General features: G+C 47.3%; 7 protein-coding genes. All 7 read right to left on the reverse strand.

All coding sequences use genetic code 11. The annotated features are described in order from the left end of the window. Window positions 1-6 precede the first annotated feature (6 nt). From secA2 to HMPREF9378_RS06350, 7 genes are read right to left on the reverse strand one after another with little or no spacing between them, the layout of a single operon-like run. Window positions 7-2388: an accessory Sec system translocase SecA2 gene (gene secA2, locus HMPREF9378_RS06380; RefSeq protein ID WP_002913702.1), complete on the reverse strand. Its 2382-nt coding sequence runs from the start codon at window positions 2386-2388 to the stop codon at window positions 7-9. Beyond that, the gene (gene asp3, locus HMPREF9378_RS06375) at window positions 2381-2860 is read right to left on the reverse strand and encodes an accessory Sec system protein Asp3 (RefSeq protein WP_002900677.1); all 480 of its coding nucleotides are present in this window, start codon (window positions 2858-2860) and stop codon (window positions 2381-2383) included. Before asp3 ends, secA2 begins: the two co-directional genes overlap by 8 nt. Then, window positions 2857-4386 (reverse strand): accessory Sec system protein Asp2, encoded by a 1530-nt coding sequence (gene asp2, locus HMPREF9378_RS06370; RefSeq protein ID WP_002900679.1) that lies wholly within the window; start codon window positions 4384-4386, stop codon window positions 2857-2859. Before asp2 ends, asp3 begins: the two co-directional genes overlap by 4 nt. After that, window positions 4376-5956 (reverse strand): accessory Sec system protein Asp1, encoded by a 1581-nt coding sequence (gene asp1, locus HMPREF9378_RS06365; RefSeq protein WP_002900682.1) that lies wholly within the window; start codon window positions 5954-5956, stop codon window positions 4376-4378. Before asp1 ends, asp2 begins: the two co-directional genes overlap by 11 nt. A gap of 8 nt (window positions 5957-5964) precedes the next feature. Beyond that, window positions 5965-7188: an accessory Sec system protein translocase subunit SecY2 gene (secY2, locus tag HMPREF9378_RS06360; protein WP_002913703.1), complete on the reverse strand. Its 1224-nt coding sequence runs from the start codon at window positions 7186-7188 to the stop codon at window positions 5965-5967. A gap of 32 nt (window positions 7189-7220) precedes the next feature. After that, complete coding sequence (locus HMPREF9378_RS06355) at window positions 7221-8225, reverse strand: sugar transferase (RefSeq protein WP_002913704.1); 1005 nt, start codon at window positions 8223-8225, stop codon at window positions 7221-7223. Window positions 8226-8241: 16 nt separating this feature from the next. Beyond that, window positions 8242-11466 carry an SP_1767 family glycosyltransferase gene (locus HMPREF9378_RS06350; protein WP_002913706.1) on the reverse strand — a complete coding sequence of 1075 codons (3225 nt, stop codon included), beginning with the start codon at window positions 11464-11466 and terminating at the stop codon, window positions 8242-8244. Window positions 11467-11715 lie beyond the last annotated feature (249 nt).

Raw genomic sequence — 11715 nt, forward strand, 5'->3', positions numbered from 1 at the left:
CTCGTCTTACGGGAAGTACATGATGACTTCTCCTTTAGGGTTGAGTGCCAATTCACTCATCAAAAGATTCTTGACAATCTGCTGTTTCATGCGCTCCTTCATATATTCAAAGCCATCGTAAGCCTCTTGATAATATTCTACCAGAGGATTTTTCATAGAGAAATGCTGACCGTTCAAGGCTGTCTTGAGCTGCTGCAGATAGTCCACCTGCTCGACCCAGTTCTCATCAATAGCCTTGAGAACGGACACCCGCTGAAAATGGGTAAAGAGCTTGTCAGACTTGAGATAGGCTTTCTTTGCCTGCAATTCCTGCTCGGCAATATCCTGCAAGAGCTCTGCAATTTTGTCCGACGAATAAATATCGAAATCATAAGGAATACGCTCAGCATGATAGCTAAAATGGTCTAAGATAAAGCGATAGAGGTCAGCCCGCGTCCCATAGGACTGCTCATAGGCTGCCTGATGAATGACCTGACTGAGGACACGGCTGATTTCTTCATCAATCCGCTCTTCAGCTTGAATCAAGCGATTGCGCTCAGCATAGGTAATCTCCCGCTGAATCTTCATACACTGGGCATATTCCAGCGTCATTCGACGGGACATCTTGGCACTGCTTTCGCTGGCTCTCTGAGCATTAGCCACTAAGCGTCTAAAGCGGCGCTGTCCCAGCTGGACTGGATGCTGCTGAACTTCTTCAGTTGAGTAGTCCTTGTAGAACTTCTTGAGCCAATCTGGCCCCCACTTCCTGAGCAGATCATCCTCTAGCGAGATGAAAAACTTACTAATCCCCGGATCACCTTGGCGGCCTGAACGGCCACGAATCTGTAGGTCAATCCGCTGGTTCTCCATCCGCTCAGTACCAATCACCACGAGACCACCCAAATCAGCGACACCCGGTCCCAGCTTTATATCCGTACCGCGGCCGGCCATGGATGTAGCCACCGTCACCGCACCTTTCTGTCCAGACTCAGCGATGATCTGCGCCTCACGCGCCGCATTGTTGGCATTGAGCAGATTGTGGGCGATTCCTTCTCTCAGCAGTAGGGATGAGTAAATCTCTGACATCTCCACTGAGCCGGTGAAAATCAAGAGCGGATTGCCTTGGGCATGGTAGTGCTTGACCTCGTCCAATGAAGCAAAGACTTTTTCTGGCAGGGTCTGATAAAGCTGGTCTGGCAAATCCTGTCGAATCACTGGCTGGTTGGTCGGGATCTTGATGACAGACATGGAGTAAGTCTCCATAAACTCGCTCTCCACCACCTTGCCGGTTCCGGTCATACCAGAGATTTTCCGAAATAGCCGGAAAAGATTCTGATAGGTAATAGAAGCCATGGCCCGCGTTTCCTCCGTCAGCTTGACATGCTCCTTGGCCTCAATGGCCTGGTGCTGCCCTCCCTGAAGCCGGGTCATTTCCAGCAGACGGCCGGTCGAGCGGTCCAAAAGTACAACTTCAGCTTCTTTGTCACCCTGGCGGACAACATAGTCCTTGTCCTTCTTATAGAGTTTATGAGCCCGCAAGGCTAGATTGAGATGGCGGACCAACTCTTGATTTTCCTTGGAGAAAAGATGCTCCAAATCAAGAAAAGACTCCGCCGCTAAAATACCTTTCGACGTCAGCCAGACTTCATTCTTCTCATCATCGTAGTGATAATCCTCGTCTTCTTTCAAAGTCGTAATGAAGGTATCCATGATACTATAGAAGTTTGACTGAACCCGAGGAGCACCAGAGATAACCAAAGGCACCTGAGCGCTATCCAAGAGAATGGAGTCAATCTCGTCTATGATGACATAGTTGAAAGGGCTAAGGTATTGGCTATCCTTATTCTCTGCTAGATTTTCAATCAGATAGTCAAAGCCCAAGGCACTATTGGTCGTATAGACAATATCCGCCTGGTAAATCAGCCGCTTCTGCTTGGGCGTCAAATTTCCAGACCCATCAGCTACCACCGCTGCCTCAATAGTCAACCCAAGAAAACGATAGACCTGCCCCATTTCCTGAGCATCCCGCAGAGCCAGATAGGTATTGGTGGTCACCAGCATAGCTCCTTGTCCAGACAGGGCATTGAGATAGAGCGGCATGGTAGCCGTCAGAGTCTTGCCCTCTCCCGTAGCCATCTCAGCGACATTTCCTTCATGGAGAACAATCGCCCCCATGACCTGCACATCGTAGGGGAACATGCCCAGCACCCGCTTGTCCGCTTCCCGCACCACAGCATAAGCCTCCGGCAGCAGGTCGTCTAAAGTCTCACCTGCGGTCAGTCTCTCCTTAAATTCCTGTGTTTTCTTTCGCAGATCAGCGTCTGACAAGCCAGCCATTTCTGACTCAAAGCTCTTGACTTTGGCTAAGATTTTCTTTAAGCGCTGAATTTGAAAATGATTTTTAATCATCAGACTCCTCTATGATTCGGTCAATGTCTAGGCAATGAAACTCTAAGGACTCAACTCCTGCACTCAGCAGCTGAACCTTATAACTATAGGCTTCGTTGGGATAGGTGAAGATCATACTCTCCGAGCGCTCCACTTGATTGCTGATTTCTTTCTCATAGCGGTCAAAGAAGATGATTTTCAGAAAGACGCTGGATTCAGGATAGGTGGTCATATCTCTAGACAGGCAATAGCGAGCTCCCTTTTTGAGCAAGGGGAGAGCAGGCACCTGCCGGTCTCGCTGATAATTCCATTGGGAAGACCATTCATGGATGGTCTGTCCGGAGGCCATCAGTTTATTTTCAAAAAATATATGTGAAGGGGAATGAATAATAAGGGTAGTTCCATAGAGATAGGTAAAGTCAGTCATTTTACCAGCTGCCGAAACCCCTCTCAGCTCTCCCCAGTAAATGCCCTTTCTTTTTTGAATGTTCATTTCTTTCTCCCAAATTCCTTTTCCAATATCATTCGATAATAATTCATAAACCAAGACACAGACACAGCTAAGTCGTCATTATGCCGTCCTGGGACACCTCTGCTAATCAGCTTAGCCTCAGTCAGATGAAGAGCCGCTACCAGGTCCTCATAGGCCGTCGGATCATAGTCTTCTTCCTTCATATAGGCGATACCAAAGGTCGTCCGACTGAAATCAGCCTTCTCAAACTTACGCCAGTAGCGTTGATTCAGCTCCTCTACATGCTCCTTATCTTTGCCACCCGTGTGACGGTGAAGGACATCTAGAGCCGTCGGAAAGACCTCGGGCAGGCGTAAACGGCCACGTTGGGCAATAGTGCCTAGATTTCCCAAGGGCTTGGACAAAACGATAGCCCGCGGACGAAACTCCGATCCGTAATAAACAGCACCGTAGGTCCCCATTGACATCCCCGACAGGATTAGGTCCCGCTCGGTAAAGCCCAGAAAGTCCAAATGCTCTTGGATAATCTTATGAATACTGCTCTCCAGCTCCTGACTGCCCAGATAGAACATACCGCCATCCACGCGCGGATCTGAAAACAAGAGAAAAGGACAGCCCAGACTCCGCATCATTCCGAAGCCCTCGAAGCCTTCCGCCCGACGGTAACCAGAGAAATAAACAGCCAAAGGTGGCTTCAAATCTCCTGGATAAAAGAAGTAATTAAGCTCTTGTCGATGGCTATCGCGGAGAATCTTTCCACCCAGGACGTACTTGCCAAACTCATAGCGGGTTAAGCGCTGATGCAGAGCCCCGACCTGAATCCGTCCCTCGCCTCTAGCCTCCAGACTGACGCCCAGATAGGAAGTAAAGTCATTGTCCAGAACCATGGATTCCCGCATATCCTCTTCTGCGAAAATAGTCTCGCGAGCAATGTCCGCAGTCGAGCCTTCCTGGATATTATAGAGGCGCAGCCGCAGCTCACAGCTGCCTGACTTTTCATATTCAAGCCAGAGTTCAACTGGATTGAACTTGTTGGCAATAATATTGTATTTCCATGACAGGATTGGCTGAAAGTCCTGACCGAAGTCCCCTTCCAGCTCTAGATTTTCATAGCCATTGTAGCAAATCTTGCCCCGAAATCCGGGGCTAACCACCATATCAAGCGGAGTCATCTTGTCCCCATACTGGCCGGAAAAGAGAGCCTTGGACAGCTTGCGGATCAGGTCAGCTCGATCGCTCATATCCGTTGGCTGAGCGCAGTGACGCTTGAGAAAGTACTCAATATCCGCTTCCTGGGTTTCCTGTTCCTGATCATAGAAGACCGTATAAGGGATAATCTTGGATTCAATCATAAACAAATCTGGAATCCGACGCAGGTCGTCCACCAGAATCGCATCAAACTTGACAATCTTATCCATTTCCATGACCTTTTTGATGGCTAGATTGGAGTTAGGAAAGAAATAATACCAGGCCATATTGTCTGGAATGGCAAGCTCCTTGCTCCAGTCGCTTGAGCCAATCTGTAAGATTTTCAGCTTATTTTGCATTCTCAGCCTCCTTGAGCCACTGCTCCCACCGGCCAATCAGCTCCAGACCAGTATTATGATGGATTTTTTCAATGGAATAAATCAAGGCCTGGTTCCAATTTTTCAAACCTTCCAAGTAATAGTCTGCAGCAGTTGGTAGATCAGAGATAGAGTCCAAGATGTAGCCATTTTGCAGATGGGTCACATAGTCCGAGCCCACCAGATTGATCTGCGGAATCCCGGCAGAAATCCCAGCAATCTGCGTATAGAGATTGGGCTGCTCACTCAGGTCGATGATTAACCGCGTATCATCCAGCTCCTGAATCAAGCTGAGCTCGTCTGTGATATTTTTAATGGTGAAACGGAGGTCCTGCTCCTGATTTTCCAGCAGGGCATTCTCAGCCTGCTCACTGCGCCGGTAGTTCTTGACAAATTCATATTGATTCAGATACTCATCAATAACCTCCTGCACCTTGGTCTCCACCTTTTGGATTCCTTCCTGCCAAGCATTGTAAACACCGATAGTCAGCTCCGTATCCGGATGCTTGGCCACATAGTGGAGAACCTTGAAGATGGCATAGTCATTAAGCCCTTCTTCCAGATTAATCTGATAAAAAATCTTGGATTCACGGCGGCGCTGACTCTTGCCCAACTGCAGACGAGTATCAAAAGGCGACAGGTAATGCACCTTCTGAGCCTGCCCAGGCAGGTAGCGCTGAATAGCCTTCTTGAAGTCCATACGATCAGTCAAGACTAAATCTGCCTGCTTCAAATCTGCTTCTAGAGCTGACCAATCCACTGTATGATTGCGCTCGTGGAAAAAGCTGAGAATGACTTGAACCTGCTGGGGCAATAAGCGCAAAATGGCTTGAGTGTATAAGGGATGCGTTGCTAGGACAAACCGGCTGTCAGCTCTTGCATTACGCTCGATATAGTGGCCCAATTTCTCCAAGATCAAGTCCGGCATCCGCTCATACTCCAGCTTATCAAAGTCCAGTAAGTAAGCAGGATTGACCTCTACCCGGCAGTCGTCAGGCTTGAGATGCTCACGAATCCGCCAGTCACCATCCGGCTGCAGGTAGTCCTGATACAGAGGCTGACCTTCTTCATAATAGGTGATACTGGAGACAAAGCCCCGATCATCAAAGATATAAAACTTCTCCAGCTGGTCATCCTTGAAAAACTTGATGAAGCTGATAAAGCCTTCTACTCCAAACTCGACATGGGCATAGAGCTGCCCCTGCCTGCGGACCATGACTAGAAACGGTGTATAGACAAATTCACAGTCTGGCTCCCAGTCCAGATCCTTGATTTGCAAGACCTGCATTTCTTTAGACTGGATTCCCTGAATCTCATCAAAGACCGAGTAATAGTCCGTCTCAAAAATATCCTGCCGATGCAAGAGGTAGCGGGCATGCGGCATATAGGCTGGCAAAAGCAGCTGGACTGGCAGATTTTCACTTTGAAAAATCCGAATCTGATGAATCGAGTCATCAAACTCCAGTCGTTGCATGGAGCGGTACCAAGGGACAATATCCCGGTGCCAAACCCGATCCCCACTGCCACTCCATGAAGGAATAAAGTAATACATAGTTTCTCCTACAACAATGAACGATAACGGTCATTAAGCGTCAAGGCATCCACCTCGTCCTTAATAGAAAAGACCATTCCGATAAAAATCATAAAAATCCCCGGAATCATACTGAGCCGCAGATAGCGAATGTCCAGAAGCACCACCATCATAGGCAGACCAGAAATCAGGATAAGATAGAAAGCCCCCACTAGTGCAAAATAGGTCACCAAACCATTGATATAGCGGCGGGTTGCTCCTCCCGGATAAACATTTTCAATATACTCTCCACTCTTTTGCATCCGCTCAGCAATCTGGTCGCCACTTATATTGATAAAGGCGAAGGCCAGCGCCAGGATGAAAATGGTCAGCAGATAAAGGATAAACCAAGCAGGACTTCCCATAGACAGCGCTTCTATCCACTGCTCAATTAGCTGATTGTCTGGTTGGAGAAAGTGGATAATCAAAAGGAAATACTGGGGAATGCTGACCAAGGTCATAGCGTACATAATCGGCATACCACCAGCAGGATTAAGACGAATATCCAGATAAGAGTATTTCTTAAAACGGTTATGGATATTGATCTTATTGACTGGAATTCGGTACTTAGACCGCTCAACTGTAACAGCCAGATAGAGAAAAACTAGGCTGAAAACCAGCATCAAGGCTAGCCACAGAGAAGAAATCTTTAGCTCCTGAATGGAGTTCCAAATATCCTGTGGAATGTAGGCAATCATGCTGGCCATGACAATCATGATGGAGCCGCCAAGTCCCATGGCAGCATTCAAATCCGTCAGCCAGATGAGAAAGTAGGTCCCAGCCATCAAGACCAAGGTATCTAAGACCATAATCGTAGTCATATCCGCCCCAGCTGCTTCTTGCAGTGGCAGATTTAGGACCAGTGCCACAGACTGTATCAAGGCAATAACCAAAGTCAGCAGCATCCGCCGCCTTTCCTGTACTTCCAGAGGGAGCTTACTCAAGCCTAGGCGCTTGGACACAGCAAACATCTGCCAGATCAGCATAGAGGACATCCAAGGAGACAGGCCGACAGAAAAGAGCGACATACTGCGCAGATTTCCCCCCATCAGGGCTGTCGCATAGTTCAAGGTCGTAGAGGTTCCGTCCATGGCAACTGCCTTACTCATATCGACGAAGGGCAGGGTCAGCTTGGTTCCCAAGACATAGATAAATAAGAAAAATAAGGTCCACAGAAATTTCTTGATAACGATCGCTTTAAAAAATGACTTCACACTGACTCCTCATGACGATGGCTGGAAAAGCTCTAAGATAAAACTTCCATCACCGCATCTACTAAGACTTTTTTGCTAAAATAACCTTCCTTGAGCAAGAAAGAGAACTTTCTAACCCGCTCGACCATAGCCTGATACTCCTCAGCAGTCAGATTTTCAACAATCCGACTGGCCTCTTCCAGACTGTCTACGACAAAGCCCAGACCGCGATCGCGAATCAACTCTGCATTGGACAGGTAAGAAGGGACGATGACCGGAATACCTGCCGCCAGATAGGTAGCTGACTTATGAGAGATATTGAGACCATAGTATTCCGGCTCGTCTGCTGGATTTTCCTCAACCCCCCAGACCAGACCTAGACCGCCCTTGGACAGATCCAAGAGCAACTCTGGCCGGCTGACCCAGCCACGATAGCTGACATTGGCCTCTGGATTTGACTCTTCCTCAGGCGAAAAAATCTCCAGCGGCGTAGCATAAGACCAATTGATCAGATGTGGAAAACGTTCCACACTTCCGGCAAAATAGAGCTTGCGGGCAAACTGAGGCTGGTGCAGGGGCAAATCATAGGGATGATCCCACATGCGCTGGACCAAAATCTTGTCCACAGTCAGACCCTCTGCCAGAAGCTTATCCCGCATCTGCTCAGAAGGGACGATAACCACATCGGACTGATTATACATGTCGATATATTCCGGCATCAGATAGTAGTTTGACGGGAACATCAGCGGCGGTACATCATGGATAAAGGTCACCAGCTTGGCCTGCAAAATCTTCAGCTTGCTGATAAAGGCCTGGTCAAACTCCCGGCCGTTCCAAGTCGGCGACTGATAGATAACCACATCGCCGTAGCCCACACTAGCCATGATGCCGTCCAGACGCCGACTGAGCTCCGACTGGCTGTCGCTGTAAATATCGTAAAAGTAAAAACTCAGTTCATTAAAGCCCAGCTGCTTGGCTAACTTGGTCACATCATTCTGGGCAATCAAGGCCGTACTCTGGCCAGACATACCGTATAGATTGGTAATATTAACTTTCATATTCTTTTTCTAATCTTCATTCCTGAGCCAGATTGGCAACAATCTGACTGTCATAAGCTTGGTCGTCTCTAAACTCAATATCCTGATCAAAGTTGTGCTCAGCCGTATGCTTGTGCGACAGCTTGACCTTGTGCCTAGCCCCCATCTGGAACCACTCATACTCTGAGTCAATATGCCCAATATCCAGCGCTCGATAACCTTCCTGAACCAGATCGTAGACCAAGACCTTGGCCGTCGGACCCAGCATGGTCAAAATCAGACGATTATCCGCATGCTTACGAACTGCTTGCTTGATGGCCTCCAGTTTGCTGTAGGCATTGTGCGAAGGACAGATAATCCGCTTGATGGATTTAGCCCCGTCAAAGAGGTCATTGCCCACACCAGAGCGAGAAGTCAAGCCCTCTACGATCAAGAGGTCTTTGTCCTGCCAAAGCTGCTTAAGCTTTGCAAAATAGCCCGCAGACGGCGTCTTATCTTCCAAGTCAATATAAGGACGGGAAATAAAAGTCGAGCCGTACCAAGGTGCTTGGCAAATATTTTTATATTTCTCAAGGAAATGTGGCAAATGATTTAGACTCCAAAAATTCTGGGCATCAATGGAATAGCGCTCTAGCCCTGTAAAAACATCGGGCAGACAGATCATCAAATGCTCATCGCTCTCCATAGACATAATCTCTCTCAAGCGCGCTGACAGTTCTGGATCAAAATCCTGATAGACGATACTACGGCCCGCAATCAAATCCATCTCCCCATCTCCAAAGCGAACCACTGAAGCACCTTTCTCTAAGAGATAATCCAGTGATTGGTCGATAGAGAGTACAGAAATCTGCCGCTCCTCAGGCTCGGCCAAGGCTAGTTTCTCAATAGCCTGCACCATGGCTTCAGGATTATCAGCTGGAAAGACTTCCTGCCCCTGCTGGCCATGGGCTGTGCTGTCAAAGGCAAAGACTGACTTGCCAGCAGACTTAAAGCGAGCAATAATATCCCCCACCTCATCACCGGCATTGATATCCAACAGCAGCTGAGACTTGGCTTCCAGCGACTCCAAGAGAGCCGGAATGCCCGCAATATCTGAACTGACGCTGACATTAGGATACTGGAGCAGACGCGTGATTGGCTCTGCTACCACTACCGGTGCCGCGATGTAGAAATGACAGGCAGGCAGGGCTTGAATCAGATAGTTGATATGCATCAGGTCACAAGAATAGGTGTAGACTAGGCAGGACAGGCTTGAGCCCTCTTCCCCTTCCACCATCTTTTGAGTCAGGGCTCCGACTGGCTCCTCCATATCCGACCAATCCAGTCCCTGATAGAACCACCAGACCTCACGATAAATGGACTGGGTGTACTCTTTCCAAGGCTTGCGCTCGGTCAGATAGTGGATAACCGGCGGATAGAGACCTTTTTCAGGCTCATAGTCCGAAAAGGTCGTGTGCAGCGTAATGCAGTTATAAGCAAAAGGCAGCTCCATCCAGCGATTTTCAAAAAGCATATTGAGAATGCTTTGGTCATCCTGAGTAACTTTATCATGTAAGTTATCAGTCATCTCAATCAATTGACCCGCAATATCGTTTTCTCTCCAGTAGTTCACATTAATTAGTAAAACACCTGAATTAAAAATCTGCTCGCCAAAGTATACTTCTCCACCCAGATCTCTTACCGCGCCAAGCGGATAGGAACCTAAATCAACTGCAAAAATTTCTGATAAGTCACGTGTAACTACAATATCGCAATCCAAATAAAGAGCTTGATCTTCCTCTACAAAAGTAGCCGTAAAATATCTCAAAAAAACTGAATAATGGATATTTGTCTTATATTGACTAATATGACTGCCATCCACCCGAGCATTGACGATCTGGCAGTCCAGCTTGGCCAGTTTTTTTTGCATGCTGACAAACCACTCTGTCGGAAAGTCACTATTGATGACATAAAACTTGATAAAGCGATTGTGGCAGACGATGGACTTAATGGTGGTTAAGACCTGCTCACTATAGGCAGCATTAGCCGCCAGCACCACAGCCCGAAAGGCTTGCGGCTTCTCTTTTTTCATCAGACTGCGCAGCTTTCTCACCATCTCCTGAGGGTGCTCATGGGGATAGACCAGTTCTTCGTTTTCATTTTTCTTAGTATTGTCAAAAGCCAGAACTGGCTTGCCAAGTGCCTTGAAACGACTGCTCAGCTGATAGTGCTCACTTCCATGGTGAATATCCAAATAGACCTGGCACTTATCAATGAGCTCATCCAGCACTGCATGAATAACCTGCGGATAGAGATGGATATTTTCATAGCGATCCAAAGAGCGCAGATAATCTCCCATATCTGTGTAACAGGCTATATAAAAATGAACGCTAGGCAGGGACTGAGCTAAAAACTCAATCTGCTCTAACTCTTGCACATCTGTCAGGAGCATGCAGTTCAGAGCTGCCTTCTCCCAACGGTCTTGCATCTCAAACTCTCCCCGATGATGGGCTGAAATCTCCGCCAAGCTCAAGGCCTGAAAGTCCCACCAAAGCTGACGGTAGCGATAGCTAACTTCCGAGTTCCAAGGCTTGCGGAAGGTGGTATAGTGGATAATCAGAGGTTCCTGATCCAGCTCAAAATGACCATTCCAGCCGCTGTAAAAGGCCACTAAGTCATGGCCTACCTGCAGATTGTAAATCTTATCCAAGGGCAGCCAATCCTGAGCCAGCACATAATTTAAAACCGTCTGATCGCCGTTAAAATCCTCCATCTGGCCAGACTGGACCAAGCCCATGATGCGGTCCGTTTCCTTGATAAAGGTCTCCTGCAGCTGCCTTTCTTTCCATGCTCGATTATCAATTAGCAGAACTCCAGAGTTAAATCCATAACCGCCGGCATCTCCAACCGCTGCCACAAGCTTGCCTTCCAGAGGAATATCAAATAAAGGTTGCAAATCTCTATTGACCACCAGATCACTATCCAGATAAAGGACACGCTCCTCTGCTACAAACTGCGGAATGAAATAGCGAGCATAGGCTGCTGAGCTGATATGGTCCTGAGTCAGCCACTCTGAACTGATAGTCACTTGGTCCAAGCTAACATTGACCAATTCACTGTCCAGCTGCTCGGCCAGCTCATTAAAATCACGGAACCATTCGTCACTCAATCCCTGATTGAAAACATAGATTTTTACATTTTTATTGTAATATAAAATCGACTTAATCGTAGTCGAAACTTGCTCCTGATAGGCCTGATCACCAACCAAAACAATCGTTTTCATCTCCACCCTTACTCTTTCATTTCATAAACTCTAAAACATCATTTCTATACTTGATATTATATAAAATATTGTTCAAAAAATCTATATTCTCAGGGACTTTCCTGCAGAATAAAGGACACTTTTTTCTACTAAATTGTCAAAAAAACAGGAAGTTGTCAAAACTTCCTGTTTCTATTGCCTCTCGGTTTCTTTTTACTAATTCCTAGTCTAGGATTTTAGGAAGCAAGCACCAGAAATAACCAAGTTATT

This window comes from Streptococcus sanguinis SK1 = NCTC 7863 (genome assembly GCF_000194945.1).
In the GTDB taxonomy this organism is placed as follows: domain Bacteria; phylum Bacillota; class Bacilli; order Lactobacillales; family Streptococcaceae; genus Streptococcus; species Streptococcus sanguinis.